The sequence below is a fragment of the Brevibacillus ruminantium genome, from assembly GCF_023746555.1.
GTDB classification, from domain to species: domain Bacteria; phylum Bacillota; class Bacilli; order Brevibacillales; family Brevibacillaceae; genus Brevibacillus; species Brevibacillus ruminantium.
Genome location: NZ_CP098755.1, coordinates 4,596,983 through 4,615,733 on the forward strand (window position 1 = coordinate 4,596,983; position 18,751 = coordinate 4,615,733).

An 18,751-nucleotide genomic window follows, 5' to 3' on the forward strand; every position below is an offset into this window, starting at 1 on the left:
CCATCATCCCCCTCACCGAAGCATCTCTACACTTTATGCTCCATTGACGGGAATATCCCTTTTTACTTCAACCACGATTGAACGGCCGGGAAAAAGACATAGGCCCAGACGACGGTCATCATAGCTCCGGCAATGACGGCAAGCGTCGCCGAGCTTCCCTCCAGATCGCCGCGTTCAAATGCTTTTACCATTCCCAGCACATGCGCTCCCATTCCGTACATCAGCCCAATCGCGAGCGGATGCTTCAGGCGCATGGTTTTGATGAGCTTTGGCGCCAAAAAGACACCGACAAAACTGGTCAGCATCACAAACGCGGCGGTCAGCTCCGGGATGCCGCCCAGTGCCTGCGACAGATTGATCGCCACCGGCATGGTGATCGAGCGGGGGATCATGCTGATCGCCGCTTCGCTGCCGAGACCGAGGAAATACGTGCCGACTACCCCGGCCAGGATCGACGATAAGGAACCAAGCGCCAGACTGCCGATAATCATCCGCCAGTTCGCAGCCAGGATCGGCCAGTTCCGGTAAAGCGGAATCGCAAAGGTGACGGTCACGACATCGAGCATGCTGGAAAAAATCGAGGTCGCTTCTTTGTACGGTTCAAAGGGAAGCCCGAAGAGCACAACAATCAGCGCGATTCCCAGCGGAGCCAGGATCGCCGGGGAGAAAAGCAGCCCTGGCTTTTTGGCGTTCACCCATTTGGCTCCCCAGTACAGCGCGATCGTTCCTGCAATACTACCAATTTTCCACAGAGTCACGCTGCTCACTCACCCCGCTCCAACGGAACAGGCGCTGCGCCAGTACCCCTGTCGAAATCATCACCAATGTCGTCGCCCCGAACACGACGGTCAAAACCAGCAGTCCTTTGATGCCCAGCAGCCATGGATACTGAACGATGCCAGCAATCGACGGGATGAAGAACAGGATCATTTCTGACAGCAAAAGCGCTGCCCCTGCCTCCACCCATTTGAGCTTGATCAAGCCTGATTGTAGAGCCAAAAACAGCAGTCCCAGTCCGATCAGACTGCCTGGTATATGGAGCTGGAATAAGGCCGCTGTTCCCTTTCCCAGCCATGTAAACGCAATGAGAATCATCAATTGCGGAAAAGCCGTCAGCCATTTTTTCATCAAGACCACCCCCGGTGCCTGCCTGATAGCACCATTCTACGGGGTTACCCATCTATTCGTACAATACATATCATTCATCAATACTATGCAAAAAAGTTATCCAATGACATGCTCCCGAACAAACCCGATAAAGGCGCGCGCAGCATGGGAGAGATAGCGATCCTTTCGGCAGATCAGGGCATAGGTCCAGTCAATCGGCGGCCAGGATAGTGTGACGACGTGAAGTCTGCCTTTGTTCAGGCGCTGTGCGACCGACCGGGGGACAAGCGAGATCCCGATCTGTGCCGCCACCATCTCTCCGACGAAGTCCCACAGCGAGCTCATATAGGCTACCTTTGGTTCAAAACCGGCCTGCAAACACGCTTGCCGAACCACATCATGCATGGCGTACTCTTCTGTAAACAATACAAAGGACTCCTCGCTAAGCTCCTGCAGATTGATGCTCTCCCTGCCATAAAGCCAGTGCTCGGGGTAGACGATCGCCACCAGGTCTTCGGCCCGCAGCGCAATGGCTTCAAAGCGCTCCTCATCAACCGGCAGCACGGTCAATCCGATATCGATATGACCGCGCTCCACCTGAGCCTCCAAGGGCCTCGCACTATACTCCCGCATCTCCAGTTCAATCTGCGGATAATGCTTCTTGAAGCTGGCGATGGCAGCCGGCAGTAAAAACGCCCCGACTGTCGGAAGCAGTCCCAACCGGACGAAGCCGCGCTCCACCTGACGCAATTCCTCGAGGGAGCTGGTCAGATCTCCCATCGCCTGCAGCACTCTTTGGGCGTGCTCAAAGACAAGCTGGCCGGCATCCGTCAATTCGATCTTTCGTTCACTGCGATCGAGCAGAATGACACCCAATTCGGTTTCCAGGCTTTTGATCATTTTGCTGATCGACGGCTGCGAGACGTGAAGCACCTCGGCCGCCCGGGTAAAGCTGCGTTGTTTTGCCACCTCGGCAAAATACTGAAGCTGTCTGATATCCATAACGCTCTCCGATCAGGAGATGGTGAACACTTCATGCTTGCCAGCCAGCTCCACAAAGTGGTTCATTCCTGCAATCTGTCCGGCCATCAGCTTGTCAGCTACACCGTAATGCTCCACACAGGTTTTGCAGCCGTAGACGGGAACCCCCTGCTCCTCCAGCTCCTTCAAATGAAGATACGAGAGGGATTGCTCCGTCAGGGTAAAGACGCCCCGGTTCATGCAGAAGATGGCGACAGGCTTTTGAGCCGCCTGTTTGATGTGGACCAAAAAGGTCTCCATGACCGCTTCTCCCAGCGCCGGTTCCCCTTTTCCAAACTGGTCGGAAGCAAGCAAAATTACCTTGTTTTGCATGTCATCTCCTCCTTGTGTTCGTGGCTTTCCTTACCAGCTTAACACAAATGAGCGGCCGATCAGAAATGACAAAGAAAAAACCACCCGGCATGCGGATGGCTGCACTGTTATTTGATGGTATTCCAGTCGTACGGCGTCTCTTGGTAGACATAGTAATTAAGCCAGTTGGAAAAAAACAGGTTGGAGTGCGCCCGCCACCGAACGACCGGCTCTTTTGTCGGGTCATCTTGCGGAAAGTAGTTTTTCGGCACTTTGATCTCCAATCCTTTTTTCAGGTCGCGTTCATACTCATCCTTGAGCGTACACGGATCGTATTCGGAGTGGCCTGTGACGAAGATTTGCCGCCCGTCCTTGGTGGCGACGATATAGACGCCAGCCTCCTCGGATTCGGAGAGGATCTCCAGCTCCGGCACCTTCTCGATATCCTCACGCCGATTCTCGGTGTGGCGCGAGTGCGGGATGTCAAACACGTTGTCAAAGCCGCGGAACAGCTTGACATTTTGCTTGTTGAGCGTGTGCGAAAACACACCGAACAGCTTCTCTGGCAGCGGATGCTTCGGCACGCCGAAATGGTGATACAGCCCCGCCTGCGCACCCCAGCAGATATGCAGCGTAGAGGTCACATTGGTCATTTTCCAGTCGAGGATTTTCTGCAGTTCCGGCCAATAATTGACTTCGGTAAAATCGATCTGCTCGACAGGGGCACCGGTAATCACCATCCCGTCAAACTTCTGGTCCTTGATCTCTTCAAAGGTTTTGTAAAACGTGAGCAGATGCTCCTCCGGCGTGTTTTTGGAGGTATGACTGGATGGATAGAGCAAGACGGCTTCTACCTGCAGCGGGGTATTTCCCACAAGGCGAAGCAGCTGGGTTTCCGTCGTCTGTTTTACTGGCATCAGGTTGAGGATGACGATGCGCAGCGGGCGAATATCCTGGGTAAAGGCCCGGCTCTCTTTCATCACAAATATATTTTCGTTCTCCAATATCTCCGTAGCTGGCAACTCATCCGGCAATTTAATAGGCATGGTTCTCCCCCTTTCAGTCCGTACAACGCTGTCGCGGCGAATAATCCGAGAAATTCGACAAGTCTACTCTTCATTCCTGCTTTTATTTTACTGCTTTCGAAATGTTCTGTCTCCGGTTTCATCGGAAAATGTGGAAAAATCTTTGGTTCTTTTTTGGTTTGTTCATCTGTTTACCTGGAAACTGGCCTTGGGGGAGGCCCTCTGCTTTTCTTACTCGCAACGGAACCGTAGGGAGAAGAATCATGTTTCCCTGCTTGGCTCCGGGCTCCGCCCTGCAGGGAGGATTCACTGTCCGCTCCACAACGTTTGGCGGGGGTGCGCAAAAGCCGCTTCGCTTCGAGGTCATCCCAAGGTTGCGCCCCTGTTTCCCGCCAAACGCTGTTCCGCTGAGTTGGGCTTCACAGTCGCACCGCAGGGAAACATGATTCTTCTCCGGACATGCTGCTTCTTTCATACTTTTTGGAAGAATGGAAAACAAAGCGAAAATAAGCGTATTTCCTTGGTACAGTAAGTCTAAAGCCAATTTTAGAATACTCCTTGAAAAATAGAAAAACACCACTCTGTTTGGTAAAGTGAAAGTGTCTAAGCAATCACTACTATACAGAAGAGGTGTCCTCCCTATGATAGAGCAAAATCAACAAAACAATCAATTCCCTGCCGGTTAGTCCCGCTCTCAAAATCACAGACCTGGGATTGATCGATGTAAACCAGGGCAAGGTCGTGTCGTTGCTCGCGAAGTAATACTTGTTGCCAAAGGAATTAATGGATAAAAAACCAAAGTGAGTGATGATACGAAAAGATGCATCCCGTCCCACTTTTGACAGTGAAACGGGATGTTTTTTTTTTCACGGCTATTTTTTTGTTTTTTTATTTCGAAAGATCTCCACAGTGTAGGCTGTAATTAAAAGTAATAAGCTGATAGGCCAATGGTTTGGGTTCATTAGATACGGAGCTACAGCCAAAAGACTGTTATTGATAATGACAATGCCGATGTTCTTCGTAAAGTAAGTAATGATGTACGACATGATCAATAAAATAAAAATCAGGTAAGGATAGTATTCAGCGATAAGAGTAACCTCCCTTGCCGTTTAATATGTACGTGCTTTAAGAGTTACACCACCACTATAAGCCCTTATAACGATTCCATACCCTCTATTTGTATTCGCTATATATGCACTTCCAAGGCTAAAGATGTATGAAATAATACCAGAAGAGATTGTGAGTCCTCTTGTCGGAGGGAAAAGACTTAAAATTAAGGCTGCCTTTCACTTTATTGCCAATTATATTATTTCCTTTTTCTTCAAAAATGGCGTTTGTTTGTACAAAAGCGTCTTTTAACAGGTTATATGTTTTTTCAGGGCATTGTGACTGCCATCAGAGTTAAAGTTAATGCTATTTTTACCTCCTATAAATTTGTTTAACGTACTTCCGTTACGATATCATATAACTTGTCATTATTCCAATAAATTCCCAAATAAGGAGAGGTTTTTAAATGTCTAAACTATTGGAGTACATCAGAACGATTATTATTTTGTGTATTGGATTTTCCGTACTGGGGTACATCGAAAATGAGATTTCTATTTCGATAGGTATCATCGATATAAATAGCTTTAAAGTCTGGCTTTTAACAGGGATTTCTAACTTTCTCTTTTTATTTGTTCTTTATAGAAACAAACTTCAATTTTCTGGTTGGTATTCTGGAGAACAGAATGTTCGATTATCAAGAAAAACCACCACGATTCTAATTTTAGTTGCAACTGCTCTTCTATTTACCACACCTTTTCTTTGACTTCCATTTCGTACGAGGTCAATAGCAAAAGAATTTTTTAGCACTTGATAAACGGGCAAAGCTATTGCTTTTTCAAAAGTCGTAAATCACGATAAAAAAGACCTCATACAGAGGTCAAGGTTTTGGTCCTGGATTCGCAACTATTTCTTCAAAGTCATAAATGCGGAAGGACTTAAATCTTCACTTTCGATGACGATTGCCGTTAGTCCTTCGCTTGTTTTTGTTTCATGCCATTCATCTTTTTCCCAGAACACAGCATCGCCGGCCTGGACTTTGTGATAATCATCTGACTCGCCTCGTACAGCGCCCTCTCCGGCCATGATCAGGAGGAGTTGAGGCGATACCGCTTGATGGTAACCGATGATGCCATTTGCTTCCAGGTACATGCATCCGATATGCGTTGCCTTTTCCGTTCGCACAATGCGAGACATGATAAAGTCGGAATCGAACTTGGTAATTTTCTTCCCGATCTCTTTATCAAAGCGATAAATCTCCATCGTCTGCCTCCTTTTGAATATAAGATGAGCAAAGTCATTCTACAGGAAAAAACAATGTTGGCAATATGTGCAAGTTCATCGTTCAACACTTTTATAAAAACAGCCATAAAAAGAGGGGGACCCACGCCCCCTCTTTATCGTCGTGATCATAGCTGTGATCCTGCTGCCGCTCGCTTACTTCTGAAACGTAACAGCCTCTTGCTGCTCGCCCAGCCGCAGAACGGGCTGTGTCGGCTCTGTCTCAGCGATGATTTTCCCGTGACGAATGGAATAGCGAACGGAAACCTGCCGACGGATGGCATCGTATTCATCCCGTGCATTGAGGACGATCAGGTTGGCCGGTCGGCCTTCCTCGATTCCGTATTGGTCACCGAGATGCAGCGTTTTTGCGCTATTTTCCGTAATCAGGTCTATCGAGTTGACGATCTGCTCATAGCCCATCAGCTGGCAGGCGTGAATGCCCATGAACAGCACCTGCAGCATATTGCCGGTCCCGAGCGGATACCACGGATCGAAAATGTCGTCATGTCCGAAGCAGACGTTGATGCCTTCCTGCACCATTTCCTTCACACGCGTAATCCCGCGACGTTTGGGATAGCTGTCAAAACGCCCCTGCAGGTGGATATTTACCAGCGGGTTGGCGACAAAATGGATGCCGGACAGCTTCAGCAGGCGGAACAGCTTCGATGCGTAGGCATCATTGTAGGAATGCATGGCGGTCGTATGAGAAGCCGTCACCTTTTCCCCGATTCCCAGACGAAGCGCCTCGGCGGCAACCACTTCCACAAAACGGGACTGCTCATCGTCAATCTCGTCACAGTGAATATCCACAAGACGATCGTATTTTTCAGCCAAGGCAAACGCAATCCGCATCGATTCGACGCCGTATTCACGGGTAAATTCGTAGTGCGGAATCCCCCCGACCACATCTGCGCCGAGGCGAAGCGATTCCTCCAAAAGCTCAGCTCCATTGGCGTAGGAGAGGATCCCCTCCTGCGGGAAGGCGACCAGTTGTACATCGACGAAAGGTGCCATCTCTTCCTTTACTTCCAGCATCGCGTGCAGCGCGGTCAGATTCGGGTCGGTCACGTCCACATGCGTACGCACATGCTGGATGCCCTGGGCAATCTGCCATTTCAGCGCTGTTTTGGCTCTTTCTTTGACGTCTTCCCGGGTCAGGGTTTGCTTGCGCTCCGCCCAGCGCTGTATCCCTTCAAACAGCGTCCCGCTCACATTCCAGTGCGGCTCTCCGGCCGTCAGGGTCGTATCCAGATGGATATGCGGCTCCACGAATGGGGGCAGCACAAGCGCCCCGCCCACATCTAGCACTTCTCCTGACGCATCGGTAATCTCCGGTGCGATTTTTGTAATTTTGCCGTCGTGGATGGCGATTTGCCACAAACCATCCCGGCCCCGCAGTTTTGCATTGATGATCAGCATAGTCGTTCACCTCTTCGTATATGTTTGATTCCTTGTCCTGTTTTCATTGTATCTCTTTTTGGAAAAAGCTACTGTCTTCCCTTTTTTCCGACCAAAGTGATTACGACGTAGACCAGGGCCGAGCCGATGATCGCATTCAGCGGCGGGATTCCCGGCGCAAACGTGGCCAGCAGCACACCGGCTACCCACGCGACAATCGCCGTCACGTTGACACTGACGAACTTCGCCTGTTTGAAGTCTTTGTATTTCTCCCGATTCACGATGAAAAAGTCGGCTAAAATGATCGCCCCGATCGGAGGCAGCGTAGAGCCCAGGAAGGTGAGAAAGTCGACGAAGTTATTGTACAGCCACCATGCCAGGGCTGTTCCGACCACCCCGTTGAAGATCACCACTTTTTTGATCGTCACCTTGGTGATGTTGGACAAACCGAGGCCAGACGCATAGAGCGCGTTGTCATTGGTCGTCCAGATGTTTAAACCGAGAATGACGATGGCGGGAAGAATCATCCCCTGCAGGAACATCACTTCGGAAACGTCCGCCTCCCCTGTGGCAATCGCTCCGATCGCCCCGAAGAAAAACATCAGGGAATTGCCGATAAAAAAGGCGATTACCGTGGCAATCACACCATTTCGCTTGGAGTTGGCAAAGCGGGTAAAGTCCGGCGTCAGTGTCCCACCGCTAATAAAGGAGCCCACACAGATGGTCAGCGCTGTCGCCATCGAGATGGCCTGCGTCGGTTGGTATTGCAGCAGTCCCTGCAGCCCGCCCACAGAGTTGGCCGCATCCGTCACCGAAATTGTTCCCAGGATGGCGATAGACGGACAGGCGATAAAGCTGAGGATCGCCAATGCCTTGATGCCAAAGTAGACAGTCGCCGTCATCAGGATGCCAAAGATAACGATTAACAGCGTGGTATCAATCCCCGTCACTTTGTTGACCGGCAAGGCAAACATCGCGACCCCCACGCCAAACCAGCCGATTTGTGTCATGGCCAGCATAAACGAGGCGAGGTAAGAGCCTTTTTCTCCAAAGGCGAAGCGGGCCAAAAGATGCGTAGATAGCCCCGTATCCGCCGCCATATACGCCAGGGCTCCGGTATAGGCGCCCAGAATCAAATTGCCCGCGAGTACAGCCAGAACAAATTGCAGAAAGGTAAGACCGGTGCCGAGCTGACCGCCAGACCACATGCTTGCCGAAAAAAACGTAAATCCGAGCATCACGACGAGAATGTGCCAAAAACTGCTTCGCTCCGACCTTGGCACTGCTTCCAGTGAATACTCCTTGTCTTGTGCAGATGTACTCATCCGTTACCACCCCTGTTGTCAACTTTTCGACCGGCACCTGAATAAAAAAGCCTCCTGCCAGTTTCCTGACAAGAGGCCTTTTTCACCCGTGAATGACAGATTGGACACATACAAAGAGACTCCAGCCTGTCAGTAGCGGATTTCCGACTTACCTTGTCAGCCTCACGGGACTGAATTAAAGGTACCGTATCTAGTTATAGGGAATTATCAGCGATTCATGTCCATCTGTCAACAAGTAAAAAGGGACGCTCTCGCAGGAAACCTGGCTTTTTCCGTAAAAAATGTAGTTTTCACCGGTTGTCTCTATGTGTATGCGGACAAATTTTCTGCTATGCCGTGCTGCCGCGTTTATTTGTCAGTATAACGCTTCATCAGATTGGCCCGCGTCTCCCAGACCTGCTCGCTCAGATGTACCCAGTAATGCTCCGGATTGTGCATGCGCAGGTATTCCGGCCAAAACATTCGCAGCTGCTTTTGATGATACTGGCGAATCTCGGTCAAATCCGGCAGATCGTAGACGCGTTTCCCGTCTTGAAATACGGGGATTAGCAAAGATTCGGCCTCGTACTTTTCCACCTGCCGGCTGATGTAAGGATGATTGGGGTGAAACAGCTTGATGGCCGCCTTTTCCCCAATATCCGTTTCCTCCGGATAGCAGAGGTAGTCGGCAATCGCCTTGCCCGTATTCGTGTCGATCAGGCGGTAAATGTTCTTGGGTCCGGGGATCGTGACCTTTTCCGGGTTGGCCGAAATTTTGATCGTGGGAATATACGCGCCGTCTCCCCCTTCTCGGGCCACCAGTTTGTACACGCCGCCCAAAGTGGGCTGGTCGGCTGCCGTGATCAGTTGGGTTCCGACACCCCAGGAGTCCACCCGGGCGCCCTGTACCTTCAAACTCTGGATCGTATGCTCGTCGAGGTCATTGGAGGCCACGATCTTTACTTCGGAGAGTCCAGCCTGGTCGAGCATTTCTCTCGTTTTAATGGACAGATACGCGATGTCACCGCTGTCCAGACGCACAGCCTTCATGCTTTTCCCCTGCCGCTTCATCTCCAGTCCGATGTTGATCGCATGGGGCACGCCGCTTCCCAGCGTATCGTAGGTATCGACAAGCAAAGTCACCTGATCAGGCAAGGCCTGTGCGTAGCGCCGAAAAGCTTCCTCCTCATTTTCATGAGACTGCACCCAGGAGTGCGCGTGAGTCCCCGCCGTCGGGATGCCAAACAGCTTTCCGGCCAGCATATTGGAAGTGGAGTCAAATCCGGCCAGATAGACAGCACGCGTCCCCCAGAGCGCTGCGTCCGCCTCCTGTGCCCGGCGGATGCCAAATTCCATCAGCAAATCGCCTTTTGCCACCTGACGAATTCGGGAGGCCTTGGTCGCAATCAACGTTTGGTAGTTCATGAAATTGAGCAGAGCCGTCTCGATCAACTGCGCCTCAAAAATACGGCTTTCTACGCGAACTAGCGGCTCACCGGGAAAGACAAGCGAGCCTTCCCGAACTGAATAAAGCGTACCGGTGAACCGAAAATTCCGCAGTTCTTCGAGAAAGGCGGGATCGTAATTTTCTTCCTGTTCCCGCAAATATTCCAGATCGCTATCCTCAAAGCGAAGATCCTCCACGTACTTGACGATCCGCTCCAATCCGGCAAAAACAGCGTACCCGTTGCCAAAGGGGAGCTTGCGGAAAAACGCTTCAAACACTGCTTTGCGGTTATGCGTTCCCTGCACCCAATGTGCGTACATCATATTGATCTGATACTTGTCTGTATGAAGAGCTAGGCCTGGTGAAAGCAAAATGCTTCGCCTCCTGTTATGATTCACGCGCAAACATCCCTATGCCAAAGAGTCCGTCCACGCGTGGAGCAGCTTCTCCCACTTGGCGAACTCGACGAATCGGGACTGGCGATGTACTTCCCTGCCATCTGCGAACAAAAGCAAGGTCGGTGCTGTAAAGACCAGAAATTCCGAAGCGATGACCGGCGTCTTTTCCATCGAGACCAGACAGCCTGCTACCTCTGGGTAACGGGACAGCAGTTCCTCCGTCTTGGCCAGAACGGCGTCACACACACCGCATTGACTGGTTTTGATAAAAACGAGCACGATTCCTTTGGCTCGAATCAACGCTTGTACTTCTTCCAGATTTTCGCAGATGTTCATACCACTTTCGTTCCTTTGCATGTTTGGATGGGTTAATCCTATGGTACCAAATTACAGCTATCCAACGCGACTCCATTTCCTGTTGGCGAACACTTTCCATGGAAAAAGGAAAAGGAACCGAGCATGGCTGCACGCCCGGTTCCCATCTGTACAGGGGTCTCGTGTTGGGTTGTTGGTATTTTGGCCGCTATTCTTTGGCCGCGGCTACCTCCTGATGCCCCGGCAAGTATTCGTCGGGACCGATCACTCCCGCTTCCCGATCCATTTTTTCCAGCTCGAGCGCTTTTGGCACAGAGAGCCAGTAAGCCAAACCGATCGCAATCACACCAGCGCCCAGCTTCCCGATAATCAGCGGCAAAATTATCGTCGGCTGAAAATTGGCCGAGAAGGAGAGGTGATCCCCCAGCAAAAACGCGGAACAAACACCAAAGGCGATATTAATGACCTTGTCTTTAGGCGGCATGGAGCGAACCAGTCGAAACATGGCCAGAATATTGGCTACCGTCGCCAGCAAGCCGGCACTTCCTGTTGAACTGAGTCCCATCCGGTTCCCCATCGCCTGCAGCGGCTTGGCCGCATATTTGCGCAGCAGGTAAACCATCGGGAAAGCTCCGGCGAGCATGATGCCGATGTACCCCGCTGTTTCCAGCGCCCGGAATTGGTCTGACGGATCGGCGATGATCGGATCGAAGCCCCAAGACCCGAAGATGGCAGAAAAGACGCCCGTAAAATACTCGACGATGGAAAAGACGAGAACGAGTTTGATCCCGGCATCCATCGTCTTGCCGAAAATCATAAACGCCCGAATCATGAAGTCCGGCAGGAAGCGCAGCCCGAGCGCAATCGCCACGACAAACACCAGAATCGGCGAGAGGTTGATCAGGATTTTTCCATAGCCAATGGCAAACGCATAAGTCGATTCTGCATCCGTCGAGATTACCTCACGCACCTTGGTGTTGGTCATGACCAGTATCGCACTGGTGATGAATGCCCCGATCGGGACGGTCAAAATCCCGGACATGACGCCAAGTGCCATGTATTTGTGATCCCGTTTGTCCAGCATGGCCAGCCCCATCGGGATCGAGAAAACGATGGTCGCTCCCGCCATGAACCCGACAATCATGGCCATGATCCAGCCCTCGTAAGAGCTTTTCAGAACATTGGCCAGCTGATATCCGCCCATGTCGCTTGCCAGAATCGCGGTGGCCGCAAGCGCCGGGTCTGCGCCAATTTTGTTGAAGATCGGCCCGCATACTTTGTCAATAAACCAGGAGATATAAGGAATAGAAGCCATGATACCTGCAGCCGGAACAAAGATATATCCGGTGGAATGAATACCTTCCATAAACTCCTTGCCCAATCCTTCATCACTGTTGCGGATCGCCGCGATCGCACCAATTACCGCACAGATCATGATGAAGTAAATGACGTAACTACCGATTTGATCCATGTATCAATCCCACCTTTTCTGTCGCATTCGATTCTCCATGAAGTCATGAAAGCTCGCAGCCTCGTGACAACAGCTATCCCCTGGGGCTTCCTCTGCTGTCCGGGGCAACCGTCGGCAAGCCTCGCGGATTCGCTTGCCGCCCTCGTCCTCTCTCCCTCATCTGAACTCCTCCTGCCATGGTTTCTTTGGCGATAATCGAATAAAAAAGGCACCTAGCAATCTGATATCAGATCACATAAGCGCCTTTGCTTTTCGTATGTACTTGTGAAAGGGATGTTCGCTTGACTGACGTGCAACCGCTTACAAATTCTGTTCAAAAAAAGAAAAAAACAATTGTTTTTTCACTTGTCCGTAAAGTCTGAAAATAGAAGGGAAAGCACCTTTGCTTTTTGACCCATTGTAATCCAATTATATGAGTGCAGGTTAACGTTGTCAACATTCGATTTCCCGTTCTCGTTGTGCCGGAATCTGCCATTTCACTATTGACAGAGTTCGTAACCATCGGTTATTTTATAACCACCGGTTAATAACCAATGGTTATAAAAATGAAAACACGGTGAAAGGAACGTTCTCACACATGGCCAGAAAACAGGAACAGCGCTCAGAAGAGACCAAGCAATCGATTTTGCAAGCGGCTGGTCAGCTTTTTGCAGAGCGCGGCTACGATGCTGTCACGATGCGGGAAATCGCCAAGGAAGCCGGTTGCTCCCATACCACGATCTATATCTATTTTAAGGATAAAGAGGCTTTGCTTCATCAGCTTTCCATGGAGCCGCTCCAAACTCTGCTGGACGCGATGGAAAAGCATTTGCAAGACCCTTTGCTTTCGCCGGAAGAAAGACTGCTTGCAATCAGTCAGACCTTCCTGCAATTTTGTTTGACAAACCGCAGCATGTACGCTCTCTTTTTCATGGTGAAATCTTCCCGCGTGGACGAACAAGAGCCCGCCCTGGAGATTCAGCAGCGGCGCAATCAATTGTTTGCACTTCTGAAGGAAGCCGTCAGTGCCATTCTGCCGCTCCACCAGCCGGAAGAACGGAAGTGGGCTTTTGCACGGGTCTATTTCTTTACCCTGCACGGGATCATCGGGACGTACGCCCAATCCGAGGAGCCTTACGAGCAGTTGCAGGAACGATTGGGTTCGACGTTTGATCTGGCTTTGCAGGTCGCGCTGGCCGGCTGTAAACAACTTGCAAATGAAGGGAATGTGGGCAAATGAAAGTAGAACAAATTTCTGAGCATATCTGGTCTCTTCGCACGTGGATGTTGATCCCGCTGCGGGTTTGGCTGGTGGCAGATGAAGACGGGATCACGCTGGTAGACGCGGGGATGTCGTTCATGGCAAAAGGAATAGAGAAGGCAATCACGCAACTGGGACGCGGCCCGCTCAAACAGATTCTCCTGACACATGGCCACTCCGACCATACGGGTGCGCTGGCCGCGCTGCTGGCCCGTCGCGGGGTGCCTGTGCTCGCCCACCGTATCGAAATCCCCTACATGGAGGGACAGCTCTTGTATCCCCGCCGCAAAAAGCTCGAGCACAATGTGGCGCCCGGATTGGCAAAAGCGCTCCCGGAAAACGAGCATGAACAATTAGCCAAAGTAGCTGGCTTGCAGCCGTACCTGACACCAGGTCACTCACCCGGACACGTCGTGTATTACCATGAGCAGGATCAAGTGCTGCTTGCAGGCGACTTGTTCACCTCCAAAAAAGGCAAGCTTCACCGGCCCATGCCCATGTTTACGGCCGATATGGAGGAAGCTGTGCGCAGCGGCAGCATTATCGAGACGCTGCGGCCGCAGCGACTCGAGGTTTGTCACGGTGGGCCGGTCATGAATCCGGCTGAACAGCTGGAGGATTATCTGGAGAAGTTTGGGCCGGCGGTTTTGGCTTGATGAGATCAAAAAAGCTCCGGCTTCGTGAAGAAACACGTTTCCCTGCGGTGCGACTGTGGAGCCCGGAGCTGAGCAGGGAAACATGCTTCTTCTCACAACGGCCCCTTTTCCAAAGACTTTCCGTTTGAATAACGGAGATAAATGGGGTTTCTCATTCATGAAAAAGAGAAGCAGCGGCCCCGGACCACTACTTCACCTCTCAGTTCACATTCTTTTTTTCCCTCCGGTTCACTTCCACCTGAAACACGTCCGGCCGGGCGTAATGACCATTTACGTCAAAATCGAGGCGACTTTTTACGATTTCCGTCAGATCCAGATCGGCGACGAGAATCTCCTCGCGCCTGTAAACCATCTGGATTCTTCTATTCTATCAAATTTCGTTGACTTTTTTGCTGCAAGATTTCCATGAATTCATCCCGATCTTTCGGTGAGATCAGCACCATCTCGCCTACGCCGTAGGAAATCTCCAAGCGCTTCAACGATAATGCCGGGCTGGAAAGCAAACTGGAGGTTTTTCGAACCGCTTTAATGCTGGCAAGGGGAACGATTTTTTTGAAAGGGCCATAGTGGATAATCAATTCTCGCTCGGCAAGAAGATAGCGAGTAGAGAAAAACATCCACAGAAAGAAGAGGGAGAGCGCCACTAACAGGATAGCGGGTACGATTCTTTCCCCGATACTCCGACCTCCCCCCAGGAACATCAACCAAAGCCCGAGTCCACACATCGGCAGCATTGTTCCTACTACGACAGCCGCCAGCCACGCATCGATTTTTGAACGATAGATCACGTTTTTCTCCACTCCCTTTATGGTCTTCTCTCTACCGAGTGCAACCGAAAGATCGGCACACATCCTACTTTATATAATAACATACACATCTTACATATATTGACTGCAAACTATTTGAAAGTGTAATCCTGAAGAATCAAATGAAAAAAGCCGGTGTTTTTCACCGGCTTGAAGGGGAAGCTTCTTCAGGGATAGATCAACGCCCCGCTTTTGGCATCAATGGAAAGCGGTTTTTCATTTTGCTGCGGATACGGATAGACCAGCTGCATGCCTGTGTCCGACTGCTCCTCTTGCTTCCCTGTGCGGTAGACAGGCTCCAGCTGAACGTGCGCGGCAAAAGCCTTTTTCGCTTCATCCAGTGACAGGATACCCTCGGCCTTTGGCAACTGAGGCATGCTTTTTCCAAAGGGACCTGCCAATCCTGTAACGATCCCCCGGTTTGTGTCTACCGTTACATCGTACACGTGATTCACTACCGGAATCCCCTGATGCAAGCGATAAAACCGGAAAAGCGTCTGCTGCTGATCCTGCGAAACTGTGACGGACGCCAACTGTTCGATCCCAGCAGGCAAATACCGGGAGAGGTGACTGACAGCGATGCGCTTCGCCTCTTCTTCCCCCATTACATGCCCTTTCGAGACTGATGCGGCAGACAGTTTGCGCGTAAACGAAAGGAGATTCCCCTCTCCATCCAGCAAAATTCTCGCCGTATGCCCTCCGTCCCACTCCCAGACGTATTCCTTGTTGGCGCCGTTGATGAGGATAAACGGTTTGAGTCCGGCTTGCATTTCCAGGCCAAACTCCTCTCGCAGGAGGAGTGCAGCCCCCTGTGCATCTCCTGCATACAGCCTCTTTCCCTTTGGCTCGACAGCGTGGGTTTCTACCGCAGGATTGGCGTTCAAAGCTCCCGTGCGAGCATCTACCGCGTCCACCTGCAAGGGCTGATATCGCAAGGCATTTTTCTCTCCGGCCACATAAACCAGACGCAGCGAATCTGCCAGCTTTTGGGCCGCGTCAGCCGGATTGATCAACGCCTGCTTCGAGGAGGTGAGAGGGGGAGTTTGCGGTTCGCTTGCCCCGAGCGGGTGTAGCTCCAGCCCAACAGGCTGATTTGCTTTGTCTACCGTGACAATCAGGCTGCTCTCGTCCAGAGAAATCCCATGCAGGATTTGGCTGAAGGCGACAATTCCCTCCCCCAGCCGTGAGCGAGCCGGGTTAAAACGGTATTCTTTGCTGTCTTCCCCCAGCTTTTCCCGCAAGTATTGCTCTGCTTGCTCGACCATCACATTTTGGTTTCCCTGCTTTGTTCCCTCTGCGGCTGCTACGACCCCGGCAGGATTGGGGTGCTCCTTCCCAATTCCTTTTCCTGATTTCGGAAAAAGCGGATTTTCGCCCGGGGCTATGCCTTCTTTCGGAAGCTGGCCTTCTCCCGGCTGACCGGAACCGGATGACACCTCTTGAACAGGGATGGTGCTGAGCCCCTCAGGTTGCGGAATCGTCGCGGCAATGTGTGGACGCTCGGCCGTCGTGACTGTGTCCTCCCCTGTCTGTATCTGCAAAGTTCCGCCCTGTATCCACACGCTCAGCAATATGGCTGACGCTGTGCAAACAGAATAGGCCGTCACTTTTCTGACCCGCTCGATTCTCGCCACTTTCCTCGCTTGTCTGGCGAGCTGTTCTTCTCCCACTCGGACCCATTCTGTCCGCGGGACCGGCACCGTTGTCCGATAGCGCCGGAGGTACTGCTCAATTTTCTCTTCATCTGGCAAACTCACCAAACACCCCTCCTTTCTCATCGCCTAGGGATTTTTGCAGCATTTTCAAAGCCCTGTGGTAGTCGACCCTGACCTTGGCTTCTGTGATGTTCAGCAGCTCTGCGGTCTCTTTGATGGAATGCTCCCTCACTCCGCGCAGGATCACCACCATGCGATAGTGGGGCTTTAGCTTTTGCAGGGCTTCATTTACCATCCGCATCTCTTCTTTGCTCTCCAGCGACTGTTCGGGCAACCCCTCGCATGACTTCATGTCCTCCAGTTCATTTTTGGAGAACAGGCTGAACAACTTCTGTTTCCGGTACTGATCAATCGCTGCATAGCGGGCAATCGAAAACAGCCATGTTCTCATGGACACACGCCCGTCATAGCGGGGCAATGCTTTCAGGAGACGTGTAAATACCTCCTGCGTCATATCTTCAGCGTCCTCCCGCCGGCCAGTGAAATAATAGAGAAACGAATAAACGTCCTCGTAATACGTCTGGTAAATGTCCCGGATTCGCTGTTCGAGATCCTCTGTCACCACTCCCCCTCCTTATCGTTTTGGTATAGCGGCAGAGGTGACTTCCTTTTGCCCTGCATGCCAACCATCGCCGCAATTACTCTTTCCAATCCAAAATTTTTCCTGTGACCGCATCAATTCTCTGCCCGCGAATCGTATCGATCCCCTTGTACACCAGCTTTGCTTCTTTGTCCGTTGCATTCTTTAGCTCATAGACGAGCGTCAGCGGGAACTGCTCCACATAGCTGGCTGCGGCTTGCTCCGGCTTGATTGCCTGATTGGCCTGCGGGAAGCTTTTCGGTTCCGGGTTGCTGAGCGATACTTTGATAATCTTTCCAGACTCAGCATTCACGACGATGACGTTGCGCCACTCTCGCACCGGAATTCCCTCACGCACGAGAGCAAACTCAGCCTGATAGCTGTTGCCGTTCTTCTCATAACGCGGAGTTTCCAGCAGTATGATCTCCTTTTCGTTCTGCGGGAGATAGGTTTCCAGCTCCTTGATCGCAAGCGCAGGTACTTGCTCCGGGGTTATCTTTCTTTCCGAACTCTTCCCTTCTTGCATTCTCGGGTACTCCTCGAAGTTAAGCAAGCGGTTGTCCGTCGTATTCACCCCGATGATCGCGATCAGGTCCTCGTCTTTCCACCATTCATAGTTTTTTCGGTTCGCCTTTGCCAGCGATTCCTCTTTCAAGCTCGCCCCCTCAGTCTTGATCCCCTGTTTTGCAAGGAACGACGCGGCTTCAGCGGCATTTCGGATCAGCGGGGTCTGTCCCTTGGGCTGCACCTTGATGATTTGGCGGTATTCGCCTCCTGCTGCATCTTGACCTGTCAGAGCATCCAGCTCGCCGGAAAAGGCAAACGCGTAGCGCAAAAGCGGCCCATCCTCCTTCAGCTCATACTGCAGTTGCAGGTAACGGGAAAGCTCTTTTGCCACCTGTTCCTTTGACAGAGCATCCTCCGGTTTTGGAAATACATAGTTGTCCTGCGGGCGCCCCTTGGAAAGGCCGCCTGTTTTGCCGATCACTTCCCCGCTGTTGTCTACTAGAATCGAGGTGCTGTCATTTTGAAAAGGGATGCCGTTGACCACCCGGGAGAAAACGATGGTGTCAGCGGAAGTGGTCATGCTTGGGTTGAATTGATAGCCTCCCATATCGTTTCCGTACCACGTCTTCATAAAAGCGGCAGCCTTCTCTTTTGCCTGGTTCAGCGGATAAGTGGAGAAGGGCGTCGTTCCTCCATTGTTGCGGCGAAAACCGGTCCATTCCCCTGTGCTGCCGTCTACGAACAGGCTGATGCGGGGATATTCCACGTCTTTTGCTTGCTGCAGTTGGATCACAAAACGTCCATCCTCTCCAGGCTCAATGCTCTGGTGCGGGAATTGGGAGAGGTAAGGAAGCATTTTTCGGGCCTCCTCCACCACCTTCTCGGTATGCTTCGTCAGCGCTGCCACCTTGATCGGCTGACTGGCTGCCGGCTGGGCTTGCTTTGCCATCGCCTGCAGCGGGGCGGCGACTGTCATGCCGGCCAGCACGGCCAGAATGGTATATGTTTTTGCTGCGCTTTTGTAACGTTTCATGTTTGAGTCCTCCTCTTTTTCCTTCATTTTTGCTTCTGAACCAATATTCGGATGAAGGAGGGGTTTTGTTACAATCCAGACAAAAAAAA

At 51.5% G+C, this 18,751-nt stretch carries 19 protein-coding genes; 3 read left to right on the forward strand and 16 right to left on the reverse strand.

Going from position 1 to position 18,751, the window contains the following annotated elements:
• Positions 1–62 precede the first annotated feature (62 nt).
• The 5 genes from NDK47_RS22670 to metA all read right to left on the reverse strand — a co-directional run bounded on the left by NDK47_RS22670 (position 63) and on the right by metA (position 3,485).
• Entirely contained in the window at positions 63–767 is a 705-nt protein-coding gene (locus NDK47_RS22670; protein ID WP_251872004.1) for an LrgB family protein, read from the reverse strand.
• Positions 736–1,128, reverse strand: coding sequence for a CidA/LrgA family protein (locus tag NDK47_RS22675; RefSeq protein ID WP_251872005.1), 393 nt, complete (start codon positions 1,126–1,128; stop codon positions 736–738). The genes NDK47_RS22670 and NDK47_RS22675 overlap by 32 nt, the downstream gene beginning before the upstream one ends.
• A 96-nt stretch (positions 1,129–1,224) precedes the next feature.
• Positions 1,225–2,109, reverse strand: coding sequence for a LysR family transcriptional regulator (locus NDK47_RS22680; RefSeq protein WP_251872006.1), 885 nt, complete (start codon positions 2,107–2,109; stop codon positions 1,225–1,227).
• A 12-nt stretch (positions 2,110–2,121) separates the two neighbouring features.
• The gene (locus NDK47_RS22685) at positions 2,122–2,460 is read right to left on the reverse strand and encodes a DsrE family protein (RefSeq protein ID WP_251872007.1); all 339 of its coding nucleotides are present in this window, start codon (positions 2,458–2,460) and stop codon (positions 2,122–2,124) included.
• 107 nt (positions 2,461–2,567) lie between these two features.
• Entirely contained in the window at positions 2,568–3,485 is a 918-nt protein-coding gene (metA, locus tag NDK47_RS22690) for a homoserine O-acetyltransferase MetA (RefSeq protein ID WP_251872008.1), read from the reverse strand.
• Between the two features lie 1,492 nt (positions 3,486–4,977).
• Between metA and NDK47_RS22695 the strand changes: the two genes are divergently transcribed.
• A complete protein-coding gene (locus tag NDK47_RS22695) occupies positions 4,978–5,274 on the forward strand; it encodes a hypothetical protein (RefSeq protein WP_251872009.1) in 297 nt (98 codons plus the stop codon).
• Between the two features lie 140 nt (positions 5,275–5,414).
• On the opposite strand, the gene NDK47_RS22700 is transcribed toward NDK47_RS22695, so the two are convergent.
• The 6 genes from NDK47_RS22700 to eutH all read right to left on the reverse strand — a co-directional run bounded on the left by NDK47_RS22700 (position 5,415) and on the right by eutH (position 12,125).
• Positions 5,415–5,771, reverse strand: a complete 357-nt coding sequence (locus NDK47_RS22700) for a cupin domain-containing protein (protein ID WP_251872010.1) — start codon at positions 5,769–5,771, stop codon at positions 5,415–5,417.
• A gap of 174 nt (positions 5,772–5,945) precedes the next feature.
• Positions 5,946–7,211 (reverse strand): cytosine deaminase, encoded by a 1,266-nt coding sequence (locus NDK47_RS22705; protein WP_251872011.1) that lies wholly within the window; start codon positions 7,209–7,211, stop codon positions 5,946–5,948.
• 68 nt (positions 7,212–7,279) lie between these two features.
• Positions 7,280–8,515 carry a cytosine permease gene (gene codB / locus NDK47_RS22710; protein ID WP_251872012.1) on the reverse strand — a complete coding sequence of 412 codons (1,236 nt, stop codon included), beginning with the start codon at positions 8,513–8,515 and terminating at the stop codon, positions 7,280–7,282.
• A 348-nt stretch (positions 8,516–8,863) separates the two neighbouring features.
• Complete coding sequence (locus NDK47_RS22715; protein ID WP_251872013.1) at positions 8,864–10,312, reverse strand: nicotinate phosphoribosyltransferase; 1,449 nt, start codon at positions 10,310–10,312, stop codon at positions 8,864–8,866.
• Between the two features lie 39 nt (positions 10,313–10,351).
• Positions 10,352–10,675 (reverse strand): thioredoxin family protein, encoded by a 324-nt coding sequence (locus tag NDK47_RS22720; RefSeq protein ID WP_251872014.1) that lies wholly within the window; start codon positions 10,673–10,675, stop codon positions 10,352–10,354.
• A gap of 187 nt (positions 10,676–10,862) precedes the next feature.
• Positions 10,863–12,125 carry an ethanolamine utilization protein EutH gene (eutH, locus tag NDK47_RS22725; RefSeq protein WP_251872015.1) on the reverse strand — a complete coding sequence of 421 codons (1,263 nt, stop codon included), beginning with the start codon at positions 12,123–12,125 and terminating at the stop codon, positions 10,863–10,865.
• Between the two features lie 577 nt (positions 12,126–12,702).
• Between eutH and NDK47_RS22730 the strand changes: the two genes are divergently transcribed.
• Together NDK47_RS22730 and NDK47_RS22735 are read left to right on the forward strand one after the other, a co-directional pair.
• Positions 12,703–13,344, forward strand: a complete 642-nt coding sequence (locus NDK47_RS22730; RefSeq protein ID WP_251872016.1) for a TetR/AcrR family transcriptional regulator — start codon at positions 12,703–12,705, stop codon at positions 13,342–13,344.
• Positions 13,341–14,021 (forward strand): MBL fold metallo-hydrolase, encoded by a 681-nt coding sequence (locus tag NDK47_RS22735; protein ID WP_251872017.1) that lies wholly within the window; start codon positions 13,341–13,343, stop codon positions 14,019–14,021. The genes NDK47_RS22730 and NDK47_RS22735 overlap by 4 nt, the downstream gene beginning before the upstream one ends.
• Before the next feature lie 199 nt (positions 14,022–14,220).
• Here NDK47_RS22735 and NDK47_RS22740 read toward each other — a convergent pair whose 3' ends face one another.
• The 5 genes from NDK47_RS22740 to NDK47_RS22760 form a co-directional block, all read right to left on the reverse strand.
• Positions 14,221–14,373 carry a hypothetical protein gene (locus NDK47_RS22740; RefSeq protein ID WP_251872018.1) on the reverse strand — a complete coding sequence of 51 codons (153 nt, stop codon included), beginning with the start codon at positions 14,371–14,373 and terminating at the stop codon, positions 14,221–14,223.
• A 10-nt stretch (positions 14,374–14,383) separates the two neighbouring features.
• Positions 14,384–14,809, reverse strand: a complete 426-nt coding sequence (locus tag NDK47_RS22745; protein ID WP_251872019.1) for a PH domain-containing protein — start codon at positions 14,807–14,809, stop codon at positions 14,384–14,386.
• A gap of 185 nt (positions 14,810–14,994) precedes the next feature.
• Positions 14,995–16,584, reverse strand: a complete 1,590-nt coding sequence (locus tag NDK47_RS22750; RefSeq protein WP_251872020.1) for a YcdB/YcdC domain-containing protein — start codon at positions 16,582–16,584, stop codon at positions 14,995–14,997.
• Positions 16,568–17,104, reverse strand: coding sequence for an RNA polymerase sigma factor (locus tag NDK47_RS22755; RefSeq protein WP_251872021.1), 537 nt, complete (start codon positions 17,102–17,104; stop codon positions 16,568–16,570). Before NDK47_RS22755 ends, NDK47_RS22750 begins: the two co-directional genes overlap by 17 nt.
• Positions 17,105–17,180: 76 nt before the next feature.
• Positions 17,181–18,662, reverse strand: coding sequence for a YcdB/YcdC domain-containing protein (locus NDK47_RS22760; protein WP_251872022.1), 1,482 nt, complete (start codon positions 18,660–18,662; stop codon positions 17,181–17,183).
• Positions 18,663–18,751 lie beyond the last annotated feature (89 nt).

What these genes read in the sequence shown, in the direction of transcription:
- NDK47_RS22760 (WP_251872022.1), bottom strand. Translation starts at nt 18,662, where the DNA reads ATGAAACGTTACAAAAGCGCAGCAAAAACATATACCATTCTGGCCGTG.
- metA (WP_251872008.1), bottom strand. Translation starts at nt 3,485, where the DNA reads ATGCCTATTAAATTGCCGGATGAGTTGCCAGCTACGGAGATATTGGAG.
- NDK47_RS22700 (WP_251872010.1), bottom strand. Translation starts at nt 5,771, where the DNA reads ATGGAGATTTATCGCTTTGATAAAGAGATCGGGAAGAAAATTACCAAG.
- eutH (WP_251872015.1), bottom strand. Translation starts at nt 12,125, where the DNA reads ATGGATCAAATCGGTAGTTACGTCATTTACTTCATCATGATCTGTGCG.
- NDK47_RS22685 (WP_251872007.1), bottom strand. Translation starts at nt 2,460, where the DNA reads ATGCAAAACAAGGTAATTTTGCTTGCTTCCGACCAGTTTGGAAAAGGG.
- codB (WP_251872012.1), bottom strand. Translation starts at nt 8,515, where the DNA reads ATGAGTACATCTGCACAAGACAAGGAGTATTCACTGGAAGCAGTGCCA.
- NDK47_RS22720 (WP_251872014.1), bottom strand. Translation starts at nt 10,675, where the DNA reads ATGAACATCTGCGAAAATCTGGAAGAAGTACAAGCGTTGATTCGAGCC.
- NDK47_RS22675 (WP_251872005.1), bottom strand. Translation starts at nt 1,128, where the DNA reads ATGAAAAAATGGCTGACGGCTTTTCCGCAATTGATGATTCTCATTGCG.
- NDK47_RS22730 (WP_251872016.1), top strand. Translation starts at nt 12,703, where the DNA reads ATGGCCAGAAAACAGGAACAGCGCTCAGAAGAGACCAAGCAATCGATT.
- NDK47_RS22735 (WP_251872017.1), top strand. Translation starts at nt 13,341, where the DNA reads ATGAAAGTAGAACAAATTTCTGAGCATATCTGGTCTCTTCGCACGTGG.
- NDK47_RS22740 (WP_251872018.1), bottom strand. Translation starts at nt 14,373, where the DNA reads ATGGTTTACAGGCGCGAGGAGATTCTCGTCGCCGATCTGGATCTGACG.
- NDK47_RS22680 (WP_251872006.1), bottom strand. Translation starts at nt 2,109, where the DNA reads ATGGATATCAGACAGCTTCAGTATTTTGCCGAGGTGGCAAAACAACGC.
- NDK47_RS22705 (WP_251872011.1), bottom strand. Translation starts at nt 7,211, where the DNA reads ATGCTGATCATCAATGCAAAACTGCGGGGCCGGGATGGTTTGTGGCAA.
- NDK47_RS22695 (WP_251872009.1), top strand. Translation starts at nt 4,978, where the DNA reads ATGTCTAAACTATTGGAGTACATCAGAACGATTATTATTTTGTGTATT.